11 protein-coding genes are annotated in these 17247 nt (G+C 70.2%); 6 read left to right on the top strand and 5 right to left on the bottom strand.

The features are described 5' to 3' along the window. Positions 1 to 15: 15 nt before the first annotated feature. From ABT294_RS42145 to purS, 5 genes are all read right to left on the bottom strand, one after another. Positions 16 to 2022, bottom strand: a complete 2007-nt coding sequence (locus ABT294_RS42145; protein WP_350812078.1) for an adenylate/guanylate cyclase domain-containing protein — start codon at positions 2020 to 2022, stop codon at positions 16 to 18. Positions 2023 to 2327: 305 nt separating this feature from the next. After that, the gene (purL, locus tag ABT294_RS42140; protein WP_350812077.1) at positions 2328 to 4580 is read right to left on the bottom strand and encodes a phosphoribosylformylglycinamidine synthase subunit PurL; all 2253 of its coding nucleotides are present in this window, start codon (positions 4578 to 4580) and stop codon (positions 2328 to 2330) included. After that, complete coding sequence (gene purQ, locus ABT294_RS42135; protein ID WP_350812076.1) at positions 4577 to 5263, bottom strand: phosphoribosylformylglycinamidine synthase subunit PurQ; 687 nt, start codon at positions 5261 to 5263, stop codon at positions 4577 to 4579. Before purQ ends, purL begins: the two co-directional genes overlap by 4 nt. Positions 5264 to 5398: 135 nt before the next feature. Then, on the bottom strand, positions 5399 to 5785 hold the full coding sequence (locus ABT294_RS42130) for an ATP-binding protein (RefSeq protein WP_350812159.1): 387 nt from the start codon (positions 5783 to 5785) through the stop codon (positions 5399 to 5401). Positions 5786 to 6006: 221 nt separating this feature from the next. Continuing rightward, positions 6007 to 6252, bottom strand: a complete 246-nt coding sequence (gene purS / locus ABT294_RS42125; protein ID WP_350812074.1) for a phosphoribosylformylglycinamidine synthase subunit PurS — start codon at positions 6250 to 6252, stop codon at positions 6007 to 6009. A 1786-nt stretch (positions 6253 to 8038) separates the two neighbouring features. Here purS and pdhA point away from each other — a divergent pair. From pdhA to ABT294_RS42095, 6 genes are all read left to right on the top strand, one after another. Continuing rightward, positions 8039 to 9130: a pyruvate dehydrogenase (acetyl-transferring) E1 component subunit alpha gene (gene pdhA, locus ABT294_RS42120; RefSeq protein ID WP_350812073.1), complete on the top strand. Its 1092-nt coding sequence runs from the start codon at positions 8039 to 8041 to the stop codon at positions 9128 to 9130. A gap of 60 nt (positions 9131 to 9190) precedes the next feature. After that, positions 9191 to 10171, top strand: coding sequence for an alpha-ketoacid dehydrogenase subunit beta (locus ABT294_RS42115; protein ID WP_350812072.1), 981 nt, complete (start codon positions 9191 to 9193; stop codon positions 10169 to 10171). Positions 10172 to 10189: 18 nt separating this feature from the next. After that, positions 10190 to 11611: a dihydrolipoamide acetyltransferase family protein gene (locus tag ABT294_RS42110; RefSeq protein WP_350812071.1), complete on the top strand. Its 1422-nt coding sequence runs from the start codon at positions 10190 to 10192 to the stop codon at positions 11609 to 11611. A 450-nt stretch (positions 11612 to 12061) separates the two neighbouring features. After that, entirely contained in the window at positions 12062 to 12646 is a 585-nt protein-coding gene (locus ABT294_RS42105) for an RNA polymerase sigma factor (protein WP_350812070.1), read from the top strand. Beyond that, a complete protein-coding gene (locus ABT294_RS42100; protein ID WP_350812069.1) occupies positions 12643 to 13695 on the top strand; it encodes a CU044_5270 family protein in 1053 nt (350 codons plus the stop codon). Before ABT294_RS42105 ends, ABT294_RS42100 begins: the two co-directional genes overlap by 4 nt. 232 nt (positions 13696 to 13927) lie before the next feature. Then, a partial coding sequence (locus ABT294_RS42095; RefSeq protein ID WP_350812068.1) for a glycosyl hydrolase 2 galactose-binding domain-containing protein occupies positions 13928 to 17247 on the top strand: 3320 nt, incomplete at its 3' end.

The following is a 17247-nucleotide window of genomic DNA, read 5'->3' as shown; positions in this document are numbered from 1 at the left end:
CGACTCGGCGCGGTTCTATGCCAAAGCGGTGAGAACGTACGCCTCCACGCGTTCCGCCTTGCCCTTGAGGCTCAGCTTGCCGAGCGGGTTCACCGTCGCGGCCCCGCCGAGCTGCCCGAGCGTCGTCGAGCCGATCACCACCGTGCCCGGCTCGGCCAGCGCCTGAAGCCTCGCGGCCACGTTCACGCAGTCGCCCATCGCGTTGAAGCCGCGTAGCTCCGGGCTGCCGATGTTGCCGACCAGCGCCGGCCCGGTGTTGACGCCGACACGGAACGTCGGCCAGGCCACCGTGTCCGTCCCCGTGCCCGTGTCCGCCCGCCGCCACACCGCCTCCTCCGCCACCTCGGCCGCCGCCTGCTGCATGGCGAGCGCGGCCCGGCAGGCGGCCCTGGCGTGGTCGTCCTGCGTGGCGGGCGCGTTGAACAGGGCGAGCAGCGCGTCGCCGACGAACTGCACGATCGTGCCGCCGTTGTCCAGGATGCAGGGCACCGCGGCCGTGTGGTACCGGTTCAGCATCTCGACGATCTCGCCCGGCGCCACCTGCTCGGAGAACGTGGTGAAGCCCTTGAGGTCGGCGAACAGCGCCGTCAGCTCCTTCAGCTCGCCGCCGAGCGCGGCCTGGGCGGGGTCGGCGAGCAGGGCGTTGGCCACGTCCGGCGACATGTACTGGCGGAAGAGGGTGTCGAGTTCCTGGTAGAGGCGGGCGTTCTCCAGCGAGATGGACAGCTGCCCGGCCAGCGTGGCGGCCAGGGCCTCGTCCTGCTGGGTGCGGCCGACCGGCACCTCCAGCACGCCCGCCAGGTGGCCCTTGACGGTCAGCGGGAAGGCGAGCAGGTGGTCGCGCCTGATCGGCTCGTCGCCGCTGAAGTCGCCCCTGAAGTCGTACGCGCGGGAGCCGATCTGCGCCCTGCCGTCGGCGACCAGCCCGATCCGCACGTCGCCGTACGCCTGCCTGACCCGATCCAGGGCCGTCGCCAGGAGTTGGTTCTCCGGCAGCCCGACGCGGGTCTGCGCGCTCACCGCCACCAGGGCGCCCAGCCGCTCCGACAGCTCGCGCTCGTTGGCCAGCGCCTCACCCGCCCGGTCGAGGACGGCCGCCTGGCTCTCGTTCAGCCGGAACTTGCCCGACAGTCTGGTGGCCGCCAGTGACTCGCCGCGCCGCACGTGCTCGACCAGTTCCTCCAGCGCCTCGTCGTACTGCTGCTGGATGCGGGCCACCGTGGCCGCCAGCGTCACCGAGTCGAACAGCCCCGCGCTCGACCCCTCGCGTCTGAACTGCAGGTACGCGCTGTAGGCGACGAACACGAAGGCCAGCGTCAGCAGGACGTGCCACTCCCACCAGGACAGGTGCCAGTTGAGCTGCGACATCCCGGCGACCATCGCCTCGGCCAGCAGCGCGTACGCGGTGATCAGGCTGATCAGCATGGCCGAGGGACGCCGTCTGTGCAGCAGGAACATCATCACGCTCGCCGCGCCGTACAGGGCCAGCCCCGGGAGCGACAGCCAGGCCACCCAGTCCACCGGCGTGGCCAGCGGCGGCCGGCTGAGCGGCGTCAGGTCCGGGATCAGCGACGCCAGCCCCCACACCACCATGAACCCGAACAGCACCGTGCGCACGAGGTGCTGCGCTCCCAGGACGGCCCGCGCCGCGCGCTCACCCAGCGGCAGGGCCGAGGCGAACGCGAACGCCGCCGCGATCGTGAGCCCGACCTGCTGTCCGAGGTCGAACCCGAGCGAGCCGGTGGGCAGGATGACGCGCGGCGTGGCCAGCCCGTGCAGGAAGAAGAAGCCGGCGCTGGTCAGGAAGACCATCGAGACCAGGAAGAGCCTGGCGTCGTCGCGCCTGCGCGAGGCCTCGCTGATCAGCATGCCGAGGACGACGTTGATGCCGGCCACGGTGACGATCATCCAGAAGTGGCCGGCGTTGTGCTGCCAGGCGATGTTGAGGTCGTTCTGGGCCAGTAACAGCCAGAGGCCCAGCATCGGCAGGATCAGATGGATGGCCCAGACGACCCCTCGCACCGGTTGCGTGGCAGGGGGGAGGTAAGGACTGGGAGTCGGCACGGTCGGTCCTCCGTGAGACATGGTGCGCCCCGAACAGAGCCGATTATCCCTTGCGGATCCGGGCGGCGACCGCGTCCTTTTACGCAGACTGGAGCTCTTTGACGGGTCAGCGGCGAGACCGGCCCCCAGGGCCCCAAGGGCGAGCCCGGCCCCAGGGCGGACGATGTGCATGAAGAAGGCGTAACACCCGAAGGGGCCGCGCACCGGCCTGACAAGCAGGAAGAGGGCCCGATACGCCGTACCGGGCCCTCTTCTCACGTGCGTCAGCCGAACAGGGCGGGGAGCGTGCCCGAGTGGACCTCGCGCAACTCCGCCACCGGAACCTCCAGCACGCCCTCCACCGCCAGCGCGTCGCCGCCCGTGGTGCCGAGGCCGTAGCAGGGCACCTCGTGGTCGCCGCACAGCGCCGCGAACTCGTCGAACGCCTCGGGCCGGACGGCCACCAGCGCCCGCCCCGCCGACTCGCTGAACAGCGCGGTGAACGCGTCGCCGCTCAGCGTCACGGTGGCGCCGACGCCCCGCACCAGGCACGACTCGGCGAGCGCGATCGCGAGCCCGCCGTCGGACAGGTCGTGCGACCCTTCCAGCAGCCCCCGCCTGGCGGCCTCCACCAGCACGGTGGCCAGCGCCTGCTCGGCCTCGAGGTCGGCCACGGGCGGCAGCCCGCCGAGGTGGCCGTGGGCGACGTGCGCCCACTCGGAGCCGCCGAACTCGTCGCGGGTCTCGCCGAGCAGCGCGATGCGCAGCCCCTCGGCGGTGAAGCCCGGCTTGACCCGCTTGGTGACGTCCTCGATCACGCCGAGCACGCCCACCACCGGGGTGGGGTGGATGGCGGTCGAGCCGGTCTGGTTGTAGAAGGAGACGTTGCCGCCGGTCACCGGCACGCCGAGGGTCTTGCAGGCGTCGGCGAGCCCGCGCACGGCCTCGGCGAACTGCCACATCACCTCGGGGTCTTCGGGCGAGCCGAAGTTGAGGCAGTTGGTGACCGCCAGCGGCTTGGCCCCGGTGACGGCGACGTTGCGGTACGCCTCGGCCAGCGCGAGCTGCGCCCCCGCGTACGGGTCGAGCTTGGCGTAGCGGCCGTTGCCGTCGGTGGCCAGCGCGATTCCCCTGGTGGTGGGCTCGGCCCCGGCCATGACCTCGGAGATGCGCAGCATCCCGGCGTCGGCGGGCTGCGCCAGCACGGTGTTGGACCGGACGTAGCGGTCGTACTGGGAGGTCACCCACTCCTTGGACGCCAGGTTGGGCGAGCCGAGCAGCTGGAGCAGGGTGGCCCGCAGGTCGGCCGGCCTGTCGAGACTGTCGGGGGTGTCGGCGTTGAGCGCGGCCTGCCCGGCCGGCTCGTGGAACGGCCGCTCGTAGACGGGCCCCTCGTCGGCGGCGGTGCCGGGCGGGATGTCGACGATCGTCTCGCCGTTCCAGGTCATCACCAGCCGGCCGGTGTCGGTGACCTCGCCGATGACGGTCGCGGGGACGTCCCACTTCTCGCAGATCGCCATGAAGGCCGGGATGTCGGACGGACGGACGACGGCCATCATCCGCTCCTGCGACTCGCTCATCAGGATCTCTTCGGGCCTGAGCGAGGGGTCGCGGAGCGGGACCAGGTTGAGGTCGACGTGCATGCCGCCGGTGCCCTTGGCGGCCAGCTCGGTGGTCGCGCAGGACACACCGGCCGCGCCGAGGTCCTGGATGCCCACGACCACGTCGGCCGCGTAGAGCTCCAGGCAGCACTCGATGAGCAGCTTCTCCATGAACGGGTCGCCCACCTGCACGGCGGGCCGCTTGGCGTGTGACTCGTCCTCGAAGGTGGCGCTGGCCAGCACGGACGCGCCGCCGATGCCGTCGGGCCCGGTGGACGCGCCGAACAGCACGACCTTGTTGCCCGGCCCCGGCGCGGTGGCCAGCTTGATCTGGTCCTTGCGCAGCAGGCCCACGCAGAGCGCGTTGACCAGCGGGTTGCCGATGTAGCAGGGGTCGAACACGACCTCGCCGCCGATGTTGGGCAGGCCCAGGCAGTTGCCGTAGTGGCCGATGCCCTCGACCACGCCGGGCAGCACCCGCCGGGTGTCGGTGGCGTCGGCGCCGCCGAAGCGGAGCGCGTCCATGACCGCGATCGGGCGGGCGCCCATCGACATGATGTCGCGGACGATCCCGCCGACGCCGGTGGCGGCGCCCTGGTGCGGCTCGACGTACGACGGGTGGTTGTGCGACTCGATCTTGAAGGTGGCGGCCCAGCCGTCGCCGATGTCGACGACGCCCGCGTTCTCGCCCATGCCGACCAGCAGCGCCTCGGACTTCGGCGCCTTGGTGCCGAACTGCCGCAGGTGCACCTTGGACGACTTGTACGAGCAGTGCTCCGACCACATCACGCTGTAGATGGCCAGCTCGGAGCCGGTGGGGCGGCGGCCGAGGATCTCCTTGACCCGGTCGTACTCGTCCTGCTTCATGCCCAGCTCGGCGAAGGGCATCGGCTCGTCGGGCGTGCCCTCGGCTCTCTTGACGGAGTCGGTGCTCATGCGTTCACTACCAGCTTCTCGAGGATGGAGGTGAAGAAGCCGAGGCCGTCGGTGCTCGGTGCGCCGACCAGGTCCTCGACGGCGTGCTCGGGGTGCGGCATGATGCCGACCACGTTGCCCGCCTCGTTGCGGATGCCCGCGATGTCGTTCATCGCGCCGTTCGGGCTGCCGCCGACGTAGCGCATGACCACCTGCCCGTTCGCCTCCAGCGTGGCCAGGGTCTCGGCGGAGGCCACGTAGCGGCCCTCCATGTGCTTGACCGGGAGCACGATCTCCTGATCCGGCGCGAAGGAGCCGGTCCAGGCGGTGTCGGTGTTCTCGACGCGCACCCGCTGGTCACGGCAGACGTAGTGCAGGGAGGCGTTGCGGGTCAGCGCGCCGGGCAGCAGGTGCGCCTCGCACAGGATCTGGAACCCGTTGCAGGTGCCGAGCACGGGCAGCCCGTTCCTGGCGGCCGGGACGAGCTCCTGCATCAGCGGGGCGAAGCGGGAGATGGCGCCGCAGCGCAGGTAGTCGCCGTAGGAGAAACCGCCGGGCAGGAACACCGCGTCGACCCCCTTCAGGTCGTGGTCGGCGTGCCACAGCGGCACCGCCTCCGCGCCCACGAGGCGCACGGCTTTGGCGGCGTCCTGGTCGTCGAGAGTTCCTGGAAACGTGACTACCCCCACACGGGCAGCGCTCATGACAGTCGTCCCCTCCGAGGAGCGCGCGGCCACCGTCTCTCCGGGGCGGACGGCGGGCGGCTTCTCTAGGCTATCGGGTGCGCCTGTGTGTTCTCGATGGCCCTCGTCAGGGCCCTCGTCAGAGCTGGGGGAAGGTCAGACGGCGGCGAGCTCGCGAGGCCGGGCGCCGGCCGCGTCATCCCAGGCGAGTTGCTTGCGCAGATGGACGGTCGTGCCGCGGCCGGGGGTGACGCCGAAGGAGATCTCGTCGACGACCGAGCGCATGATCAGCAGGCCGCGGCCGTTCTCGGTGTCGGGGGGCGGAAAGTGCGGCGGGATCGACGGCATACCACCTCCGCTGTCGGCCACGCGGACGTCGCAGCGTCCGTAGCCGATCGACGCCGTCACCTCGTAGCGGTTGGCGGGACCGCCGTGCCGCACCGCGTTGGAGCACGCCTCGGAGACCGCGAGCAGCATGTCGGAGATGCACGTCTCGCTCACGTTGAGCGAACGCATCGCATCGCCTAGCACCCGCCTGACCATCGGTATGCCGACGGCATCCCGAGGCAGTGCCAACGAGAACTCAATGTCCACCGGACTCCTCCGGGCTCCGGAATGTCACCTGGAGTAGGTTTCCCCGTGAAATCGGGGCTAACCGCAAAATCACGTTGTTGTTATTTACTGTTGGCAAGCCCGTGGCATTGTGGCACGTCGGAATCCGACTTTACCCATCAGGGGAAAATCCAGGTGGCAAATGTGCCGTTCTAGCCCTCGACGTGGACGGTGTAGTCCTCAATGACGGTGTTCGCCAGCAATGTCTCGGCCATCTTGCGGACGTCCGCGAGCGCCGCCTCGTCGGCCGGGCCGGCCAATTCGACCTCGAATCGCTTGCCCTGCCGCACGGCGGAAACGCCGGAGAAGCCGAGCCGGGGCAGAGCGCGGGCGATGGCCTGACCCTGCGGGTCGAGAATCTCGGGCTTCAGCATGACGTCCACGATGACGCGCGCCACTGGGGTCCTCCTGGTCTGGTGTGAACAGCGGTCTCAGCCTAGTGCCCGCCACGACCAGCCCGGCGGCCAGGCAGGTCAGCGGGATGGCCGGCATCACGTACCGGATGTCGAACCCGGCCACGAAGGGCGGCGCGAGCACGAGCAGCGCGGCGCTCAGCGCGGGAAGCAGCGCGTCGCGGCGGGCCCGGAAGAGCGCGAGTGTGACAACCGTCACCAGCAGCGCCACGAGCAGCGGGAACGGCAGGTAGCCGAAGCGCTGGTAGGCCCGCAGCCACCCGGCGAACGGCTCGACGATCCTGGTGTCGGCCCGGCCACCCGCGTAGGCCTCCGCGGCCCGGTCACGCCGCGTCCGTTCCTCGAACGGGAACCAGTACGGGTTGGTCCTGCGGCTCGACTCGCTGTGGGCCGTGGTCCGCTCCCAGCGCAGCAACTGCCCCAGGTCCTGGCCGACCGCCCCGAGGTAGCCGCCCGGCTGGGCGAGGATCGCGCTCCTGGCGAACTCCCCGGCCAGTTTGTTGCGCTCGCGGTCGGGCACCCGCTTGAGCGGCGACCACGCCCCCCAGAGCCAGAACGGCGGCGCGGGCCGGTCGGCCCCTTGCGGGCAGAGCGCCGCCAGGCGGGGGTCCGGCCTGATCACGCCGCAGTCGGCGAACGTCGTCGTGCGGCCCCACAGGAAGATCCCGTCGGCTCTGGTCAGCGCGAACGTGCCCGCCTCCACCCGCATCCACCCCGCGTACCCGGCCAACGGGAACGTTCCAGCCAGCAGGAGGCAGAGGAGTGGCCGCCACCCGGCACGCCGAAGCAGCAGGTGGCCCGCCGCCAGCGCCAGCACCGGCACGCCGATCGTCCGGGTGATGCCCGCCAGCGCCAGCAGCACCCCGCCGACGGCGGCGGCGCGCGGGCTGACCGGGGTCCGCAGCAGCACCAGCACCCCGGCGGTGACCAGCACGGTGAAGAGCGCCTCCGCCATGATCATGTGCTCGAGCAGGATCAGGAACTCGTCGTAGAGCAGGGGAAGGACGGCGACCGTCGCCCCCCAGTCCGGCAGCCCGCGCCGCCGCAGCAGCGCGTACACCGCCACGGCCAGGGCCAGGCCGAGCACGTGCTGGACGGTCGTGACCAGGGCCAGGCTGTGCGCGGGCCGGAGCGCGGCGAGCAGCAGAGAGTACCCGGCGGGCCGGAACGCTCCGGGCGCGGGATCGGCCGCCGCGCGCACGTAGGTGAAGGAGTCCGCCCAGAACCAGAGCGCGGACGGGTAACCCAGCATCGCCAGCACCCGCAGCGCGATCGCCGGGACGAGAGCGATCATGATCGCCCTGTTTTCGGGCAGCCTGAACAGAACTGATGGCGCAACCATGGCTAACTCAGCGACAGACCGTCGAATGCCCGGATCTCACCGGGACCGGATGGATCACGGCCGCACCCCTGTGGCGGCTCCCCGTTGTTCTTGCGACAAGCCCTGACATGTCGCCCCCCCTGACGTGATCGTTGTCTCTTCTTGTCGCCACGAGGCCGAAGGGTTACAAGCGCGGGTGGGCCGTCGTCGTGGCGCGATCTTTACCCGTATCGCCGCGAGTGGATGGAAAGGTTCACGACCGTTCCCGCGGACGTGTCGCCGCGGACACAGAGGGAACGGGGAGGGCATGGGGCTTGCGCGGAGGGCTGTGACGTCTGCCACCATGTCCCCAAACGCGTACGAACCACCACCACATGGTCCGCACGCTCAAAAGGCTGGCCTAAGGTGGCAACCCCATCGACACCGGCCCCGACCGCACAGGAGCGGCACGTGACAGTCGACGCCTCTCGTGGTGCCGAAGCACCCCCGGAGCTCGTCCAGCTGCTCTCCCCGGAGGGAGAGCGGGTCGAGCACCCCGACTACGACATCGACCTGACTGCGGAAGAGGTCAGGTCCCTCTATCGCGACCTGGTGCTCGTCCGGCGTATCGACCTGGAGGCCGTGGCCCTGCAGCGGCAGGGCGAGCTCGGCATCTGGGCGTCGCTGCTCGGCCAGGAGGCGGCGCAGATCGGCTCGGGCCGCGCGCTGACCGACTCCGACATGGCCTTCCCCACCTACCGCGAGCACGGCGTCGCCTGGTGCCGCGACGTGGACCCGGTGAAGCTGCTCGGCCTCTTCCGCGGCGTCAACCACGGCGGCTGGGACCCGAAAGAGCACAACTTCCACCTGTACACGATCGTGATCGGCAGCCAGACGCTGCACGCCGTCGGATACGCCATGGGCATCCAGCGCGACGACGCGACCGCCGCCGCCATCGCCTACTTCGGCGACGGCGCCACCTCCCAGGGCGACGTGAACGAGTCGTTCATCTGGGCCAGCGTGTTCAACGCGCCGATCGTGTTCTTCTGCCAGAACAACCAGTGGGCGATCTCCGAGCCGCTGGAGAAGCAGACCCGCATTCCCCTCTACCGGCGGGCCTCCGGCTTCGGCTTCCCCGGCATCAGGGTCGACGGCAACGACGTGTTCGCCTGCCTCGCCGTCACCCGCCAGGCGCTGAAGAACGCCCGCGAGGGCCAGGGGCCGACGTTGATCGAGGCGTTCACGTACCGCATGGGCGCGCACACCACCACCGACGACCCGACCCGCTACCGGGTGGCCAGCGAGCTGGAGGCGTGGAAGCTCAAGGACCCCATCGAGCGGGTGAAGGCGTACCTGTTCAAGAACGAGCTGGCCGACCAGCAGTTCATCGACTCGATCGAGGCCGAGGCCGACCAGCTCGGCGCCGACCTGCGCAGACGTTGTCTGGCCATGCCCGACCCGGACCCGCTCGACATCTTCGGCCACGTGTACGCCGAGCCGCACGCGCTGATCGACGAGGAGCGCACCCAGTTCGCCGCGTACCTGGAGGGCTTCCGTGACTGAGCGAAGCGCAGGAACCAAGGGGCACAGCATGACTGTCATGTCGCCGAGGAAGGAGGCGTCATGACCGTGCTGAGCCTGTCCAAGGCGCTCAACGAGGGCATGCGCAAGGCCATGGAGGACGACCCCAAGGTCCTCATCATGGGCGAGGACGTGGGCAAGCTCGGAGGCGTGTTCCGGGTCACCGACGGGCTGCAGAAGGACTTCGGCGAGGACCGGGTCATCGACACCCCGCTGGCCGAGTCCGGCATCATCGGCACCGCGATCGGGCTGGCGCTGCGCGGCTACCGTCCGGTGTGCGAGATCCAGTTCGACGGCTTCGTCTTCCCGGCGGCCGACCAGATCATCACGCAGCTCGCCAAGATGCCGATGCGCTCGCTCGGCGCGATCAGGCTGCCGGTGGTCGTCCGCATCCCGTGCGGCGGCGGCATCGGCGCGGTCGAGCACCACAGCGAGTCGCCGGAGGCGTACTTCACCCACACGGCGGGGCTGCGCGTGGTGTCGTGCTCGAACCCGGCCGACGCGTACACGATGATCCAGCAGGCCATCCGCTCCGACGACCCGGTCATCTTCTTCGAGCCCAAGCGCCGCTACTGGGAGAAGGCCGAGATCGACACCACGTCCACCGACTGGTGGACCCCTTTCGACAAGGGCAGGGTGGCGCGGCAGGGCACCGACCTGACGCTGTTCGCCTACGGCCCGATGGTCAAGACCTGCCTGGAGGCGGCCGGTGCCGCCGAGGAGGACGGCCGCTCGCTGGAGGTGGTCGACCTGCGCTCGCTCAACCCGCTGGACCTGCCGCTGGTGATGGACTCCGTCCGCAGGACGGGACGCGCCGTGGTGGTCCACGAGGCACCGGTGAACAGCGGTTTCGGCGCCGAGCTCGCCGCCAGGATCACCGAGCAGTGCTTCTACCACCTGGAGGCGCCGGTGCTGCGCGTCGGCGGCTTCTCCACGCCGTACCCCCCGTCCAGACTGGAGGAGCACTACCTGCCCGACCTGGACAGGGTGCTCGACGCCGTCGACCGCGCCTTCGCCTACTGAGAGGGGGTTTTCGTTTCCATGCGACGCGAGTTCAAGCTCCCCGACGTGGGCGAGGGCCTGACGGAGGCGGAGATCGTCCGCTGGCACGTCAAGCCGGGTGACCAGGTCAAGGTCAACCAGATCGTCGTGGAGATCGAGACGGCCAAGTCCATCGTCGAGCTGCCGATCCCGTGGGACGGCGTGGTCTCGGGCCTGATGGCCGACGAGGGCCAGACGATCGACGTAGGCAATCCCATCATCGCCGTCGACACCGAGCCCGACGTTGTGCCCGACACCGGGCCCGAGGGCAGCACGGAGGCCGTCCCCAGCCCTCCGGCGGAGGGCGCGGTGGAACCGGGCGTCCACGGCAGCCCCGCCCCCAAGGAGGAGCGCCAGGCGGTCCTCGTGGGTTACGGCGTCAAGACCGGCCCCACCAAGCGCCGCGCCCGCAAACCCGCCACGCCCCCGCCCGCAGCGACGGTGGCCTCTCCGGCGCCCGCCGCGCCCCCGCCCGCAGTGGCGGCGGCCTCTCCGGCGCCCGCCGCACCTCCCGTCTCCACCCCGGCGCCCCCGAGCGCCGGGCCGGCGAGAGGGGCTAAGGCCCTGGCCAAGCCTCCGGTCCGCAAACTGGCCAAGGACCTCGGGGTGGACCTCACCGCCCTCACCGGCACCGGCCCCGAGGGCTCGATCACCAGGGACGACGTCCACGCGGCGGCGGCGGGCGCCACCCCGGTGGCGGCTCCGCAGGCGCCGCCCCAGCGGGGAGAGGAGCGCATCCCCGTCAGGGGCGTCAGGAAGATGACCGCGCAGGCGATGGTCGCCAGCGCGTTCACCGCCCCGCATGTCACCGAGTTCCTCCAGGTGGACATGACGGAGACGATGGAGGCCGTCACCCGCCTGCGCGCACTGCCGGACTTCGCGCAGACCAAGGTCTCGCCGCTGCTCCTGGTGGCCAAGGCGGTGCTCGTGGCCGCGCGACGGCACCCGATGATCAACTCCTCGTGGGACGAGGCCGCCCAGGAGATCGTGGTCAAGCACTACGTGAACCTGGGCATCGCCGCCGCCACCCCGCGCGGCCTGATCGTCCCCAACGTCAAGGACGCCCACGAGCTGCCGCTGCCCGAGCTGGCCAGGCGGCTCGGCCAGCTGACGGAGACGGCCAGGGCCGGGCGCACCCAGCCCGCCGAGATGGCGGGCGGCACGTTCACGATCACCAACGTCGGCGTGTTCGGCGTCGACGCCGGCACTCCGATCCTGAACCCCGGCGAGGCGGCCATCCTCGCGTTCGGCCAGGTCAGGGAGATGCCGTGGGTGGTCGGCGGCGAGCTGGCCGTGCGCAGGGTGACGACGCTGTCGCTCTCCTTCGACCACCGGATCGTCGACGGGGAGCTGGGCTCCCTGTTCCTCCGTGACGTCGGCGCCATGCTGGAGGACCCGCTCCGCATGCTCGCCTGGAGCTGACACTCCGGCCCGCGCCTGCCTTTCGAGCGGCCCGTCACCTGTACCTGGGGGGCGGGCCGCGTCAGTGCTTGGGCAGGCGGGGCGGCTCGTCGGTCCAGCCGAGCCGTCTGATGGCGAACGACTGGTAGGGCACGCCGACCCCGGCCCACGCGATCTGCGACCGCTGCCCAGGACACGGGCGCGGACCGCGTTGACGTCGACGGTACGCGCAGACGGCAGACCGGGCATGACCTCGTCGTCACCCCGGCGCTGAGCCGGTCGGCGACCAGCTGGTCGTGCCCGCTCTCGTCGGGTGGCGGGCCCGTTCTGGCCATGGGCCGTCGCGTCCGCCCCAGGGGCAGCGGAAGCCGAGTGCAGAAGATCAGGTGTAGGAATGATCTCCTGGGCGTGAATACAAATCAGGGGAACGGCGAAGTAGGCGTGTCCATGGTTCTTCTCCGAAGGGCAGGCATGCCAGCTCCCCCTCCGCAGTCGGCTCCGCCAACCGCTGAGACCGACGCACAGCTCATCGAGGTGTCACTGCGCCGTCCTGAGCGGTTCGGTGCGCTGTTCGACCGGCACCACGAGGCCATCCACCGCTACGTACACCTCCGTCTCGGAGAATCGGCGGCGGACGACATCGCCGCGGAGACGTTCCTGCAGGCCTTTCGCGGCCGTGCGCGCTACGACCTATCCCGCCCCAATGCCCGTGCCTGGCTGTACGGCATCGCCTCCCATCTGGTGGACGGTCACCGGCGCGCCGAGGCCCGCAGGTACCGCGCCCTGGCTAGGAGTGTCGAGGTCACCGACGTCGTGAGCCACGACGAGCGTGTGGTCCAGCGGGTGACGGCTGCCGTCATGCAGCCGCACCTGGCCGCCGGTCTGGCCGCGCTCTCGTCCGGTGACCGGACCGTGCTGCTGCTGGTGGCCTGCGCTCAGCTCACCTACGAGGAGATCGCCGAGGCGCTCGGCGTCCCGCGCGGCACCATCGGCTCGCGGCTCAACCGGGCCCGCAGGAAACTCCGCACGTCCATCACCATCGAGGAGTCGTCATGACCGATGACCTGCAGGAGATCAAGACGTTCCACGACGCGCTGCCCGGCCCCTCCGCCTCGGCAACCGCCAAGGCGAAGGACTTGCTCGCAGCCGAGGCGGTGGCGGAACGAACGCCTCGTACCGGCTCTGGCAAGCACCGCCTCCTGCTCAGGACGGCCGCGGTCGGTCTGGCGGCAGCCGTCGCCGCAGTCGCCTTCCTGACCGGCGCCGACGGTGGTGCGACCCCGGCCAACGCGGCGGAACTGCTTCAGGAGGCGGCCACGGCCGCCGGCCGGCAACAGGCGCCACGGCCGGGGCAGATCCTCTACGTCAACCGCACGGACCAGAGCAGGATGACCGTATGGGGTCGCGACAGCCGTTCGGAGGTCACTCAGGAGATCAACCGCGAGTACTGGATTCCCGCCGCCGACCCCGACGGCGCGCTGACCCGACTCACCTACGGCAAGCTGCGCACGCACACCGGCCAGGTCCCGACCAGTATGGAGACCCCGGGCACAGTCGAGTTCCAGCGCGCCGGGCCGTGCACCGTGAACGTGCTCTCGCCGACCAGTGAAGGCGACCTGCCCGCCGACCCGGACCAGTTGCTCGCCCGGGTTCGCGCGGACGCCGATGCCTCGGTCAAGAACGAACGGCCCGAGCCCGGCGCGGCACCACCCAGCAAGGACCAGATCGAGCGGCTCGTCGAGCACACGGTGGTGAGCCGTCTCGTCACCCTGGCCGGAAACCCCTTCCCCGGTCCCGGCCTGCGTGCGGCGGTGCTCGGCGCGCTGGCCAAGATGCCCACCGCCACCATGCGCACCGACCTCACCGACCTGGCCGGGCGACAGGGCATCGGCGCCTCGATCAGATATCAGGGCCCAGACGGATGGCAGCGCGCCGAATTGATCTTCGAACCCGGCACCTACCGCTTCCTCGGCTCGCGATACCTGTCCGTGCCAGCGGGCGGTGGCACGGAGGAACTCCGCTACGCCAGCGCAGTACTGGAAACCAAAATCACCAACGCCATGCCGAAGATCCCGGTCGACGCTCCCGCAGCGGTGACCTGCTAAGCACCAAACGCCGCGTCTCACGCTCAGTCTCTTCGACACCTTGTCGCGCCGCTTCCCCAAGCGCAACCCGGGGAGGCGGCGAGGCCAGGCCGCACCCGGACACCCGGTTTCCCCAACAGAACATCCCCTATTGCCCGCTGGCGAGAGACCCTTCCACAGGTTGGGCATTTACGAGTTCGCTCATGGCTGTTAAGAAGGTTTACTAACGAACCCCTCGGCCTTGCGAGGACTCATGGCGCGCTTCCTCCTGCTCCTGTTATCCACCTGCACGTTGCTGCTGAGCGCGGCCGGTGTGGCGGTGGCCGCACCCGCCGCACCCGCACCCGCTGCGCTCGCGACCGTCACCCCCGCGACCGCCACCCCCGCCGTCACGGCCGGCTCCTCGGCCGCGCTCGCCGGCTACAAGATCCAGTCGTCGGCCAAGGTCTCCGACTCCGGCGCGGCCATCTCCACCCCGGGCTACGCCGCGAGCGGCTGGTACCCGGTGGGCCCGCGCTCGACCGTCCTGGCCGGGCTGCTGGAGAACAAGGTCTACCCCGACCCGTTCTACTCCACCAACATGCAGTCGATCCCGACGGCGGACTTCGACGTCCCGTGGTGGTACCGCTCGGACTTCACGCTCGGCAACGAGACCGGCCTGCGCACCTTCCTCGACTTCAGCGGCGTGATCTCGAGCGCGGACGTCTGGGTGAACGGCACCCAGGTGGCCACCGCCGCGCAGGTCGCCGGCGCCTACACCAGGCACGAGCGGGACGTCACCGCCCTGGTCCACCCGGGCGCCAACTCGGTGGCCTTCCGGATCAACCCGAACAACCCCGGCAACAACCTCACGATCGGCTGGATCGACTGGGTCCAGGTCCCGCGCGACGACAACATGGGCATCTTCCGTGACGTCCTGATCCGGCGCAGCGCCGACGTCTCGCTCCGCAACGCGCACGTGATCACGAACCTGGCCGTCCCCGCCCTCGACCGCGCCGACCTCACGATCAAGGCGGACGTCCGCAACGGCTCGGGGAGCCCGGTGACGGCGACGGTCAAGGGCTCGATCGGGTCCCAGACGTTCTCCCAGGACGTCGCCCTGGCGGCGAACGAGACCAAGCGCATCACGTTCAGCCAGACCCTCACGAACCCCCAGGTCTGGTGGCCGTACACGATGGGCGCCCAGCCGCTCTACGACCTGAACCTCACGGCCACGGTGGGCGGTACGGAGAGCGACACGCTGACGCAGCGCTTCGGCGTCCGCAAGATCGAGTCGGGCAAGAACGCCAGTGGCCGCCGCTACTACAAGGTCAACGGCAGGAACATCCTGATCAGGGGCGGCGGCTGGTCGCCCGACATCTTCCTGCGCAAGAACCTCGGCTACCTGGAAGACAAGATCCGCTACGTCAAGGACCTCGGCCTCAACACCGTCCGTGTCGAGGGCCACCTGGACACCGACGAGCTGTACGACCTGGCCGACCGGTACGGCGTCCTGATGATGCCGGGCTGGGAGTGCTGCAACAAGTGGGAGGGCTCGTTCGCCGCGGCCGACTACCCGATCGCCAAGGCGTCCATGCAGGCGGAGGCGGTGCGGCTGCGCAACCACCCGAGCGTGATCTCCTTCCTCATCGGCTCCGATAACCCGCCGACGGCCCAGAAGGAGACCAACTACCTCGACGCGCTCACGGCCGCCGAGTGGCAGCTCCCGATCGTCTCGGTGGCCTCGGACAAGTCCAGCCCGCAACTGGGCAATTCGGGCCTGAAGATGCCGGGGCCGTACGACTGGGTGCCGCCGAACTACTGGTACAACAAGCGCGAAGGCGGCGCGTTCGGCTTCAACTCCGAGACCAGCGCGGGCCCCGACGTCCCGACGCTCGACTCGCTCAAGCGGATGATGACCACGTCGCAGATCGACTCGCTCTGGCAGAGCCCGAGCGCGACGCAGTACCACCGCTCGCCGTCCAGCACGTTCAACAACCTGACGATCTACCACAACGCACTCAGGGGCCGGTACGGCGCGCCGACCGGGCTGGCCGACTACGTGAAGAAGGCGCAGCTGGCGCAGTACGAGGCGGTCCGGGCGCAGTTCGAGGCGTACGGACGCAACTTCACCGACTCCAGCGACCCGTCGACCGGCGTCATCTACTGGATGCTCAACAGCGGCTGGTCCTCGCTGCACTGGCAGCTCTTCGACTACTACCTCGACCAGGGCGGCTCGTACTGGGGCACGCGTGAGGCGAACAGGCCGCTGCACGTGCAGTACTCCTACGACAACAAGTCGGTCGTGGTGGTCAACTCCACGACGCAGGCGGCCTCGAACCTGACGGTCAAGACCGACGTGTTCAACCTGGACGGCACGTCCAAGTACAGCAACACGGCGACGGTCAGCGCGCCCGCCGACGGCGGCAAGGCGACCGCGGTCACGATCCCGTCGATCAGCGGCCTGTCGACGACCTACCTGGTACGGCTGTCGCTGCTGCGCAACGGCGAGGAGATCGACCGCAACGTCTACGCGCTGTCCACCGCCGGCGACGTGATCGACTGGGCGGGCAACGACTGGTACTACGTCCCGACCAGCAGTTACGCCAACCTGACCGGGCTGAACACGCTGGCGCAGGCCCCGATCACGGCCACCGCGACCTCGCCGGAGACCGGGAAGGTCGCCGTGACGGTCAAGAACACGGGCACGGGCGCCATCCCGGCGTTCATGCTGGACGCGCACGTCGTCGACGGCTCGGGCAAGCCGGTGCTGCCGGTCCAGTGGACGGACAACGCGATCAGCCTCTGGCCGGGCGAGTCGAAGACGCTGACGGCGACCTTCCGCCCGTCGGACCTGAGCGGCGCCGCGAGCGTCAGGGTCTCCGGCTGGAACACCTCGACGGTCACCGTCCCGACGGGACCGCCCGACACCGAGAGCCCGACCGTGCCGGGCAACCCGCGCGCGACCGGCAAGACCTCGTCCAGCGTCTCCCTGGCCTGGGACGCCGCCACCGACAACGTCGGCGTGACCGGCTACGACGTCTACAACGGCACGTCGCCGGTCACCACGGTCACCGGCACCACGGCCACCGTCTCCGGCCTGGCGGCGAGCACCTCGTACACGTTCACGGTCAAGGCCCACGACGCGGCGGGCAACTCCTCGGCCGCCTCGGCCCCGGTCACCGAGACCACCGACAGCGGCCCCGCCATCTACCAGGCCGAGGACGCGACGATCTCGCAGGGCGTGGTGGAGTCCAACCATGCGGGGTTCACGGGGACGGGTTTCGTGAACTACGACAATGTGACGGGCAGTTACGTCGAGTGGACGGTGAACGCGGCCGCCGCGGGCCCCGCCAACGTGGAACTGCGCTTCAGCAATGGGACGACGACGAACCGTCCGATGTCGGTCGCGGTGAACGGCACGGCGGTGGTCACGCGTGACTTCCCGAGCACGTCCACCTGGGACACCTGGCAGACCGCCACCGTCACCGCCGACCTGGCCCAGGGCGTCAACAAGATCAGGGCCACCGCCACCACCGTCAACGGCGGCCCGAACGTCGACCGGCTCGCGGTGATCCCGCAGGCCCCGACGAC

Origin of the sequence: Nonomuraea sp. NPDC000554, assembly GCF_040300065.1 — a bacterium.
GTDB lineage: Bacteria > Actinomycetota > Actinomycetes > Streptosporangiales > Streptosporangiaceae > Nonomuraea.
This window is presented reverse-complemented; position numbering and strand designations above follow the sequence as displayed.

Coding starts and splice junctions, on each gene's coding strand:
- ABT294_RS42130 (WP_350812159.1), bottom strand. CDS start 5,785: ATGGTCAGGCGGGTGCTAGGCGATGCGATGCGTTCGCTCAACGTGAGC.
- ABT294_RS42115 (WP_350812072.1), top strand. CDS start 9,191: ATGACCGTGCTGAGCCTGTCCAAGGCGCTCAACGAGGGCATGCGCAAG.
- ABT294_RS42100 (WP_350812069.1), top strand. CDS start 12,643: ATGACCGATGACCTGCAGGAGATCAAGACGTTCCACGACGCGCTGCCC.
- ABT294_RS42110 (WP_350812071.1), top strand. CDS start 10,190: ATGCGACGCGAGTTCAAGCTCCCCGACGTGGGCGAGGGCCTGACGGAG.
- ABT294_RS42105 (WP_350812070.1), top strand. CDS start 12,062: ATGCCAGCTCCCCCTCCGCAGTCGGCTCCGCCAACCGCTGAGACCGAC.
- purQ (WP_350812076.1), bottom strand. CDS start 5,263: ATGAGCGCTGCCCGTGTGGGGGTAGTCACGTTTCCAGGAACTCTCGAC.
- purL (WP_350812077.1), bottom strand. CDS start 4,580: ATGAGCACCGACTCCGTCAAGAGAGCCGAGGGCACGCCCGACGAGCCG.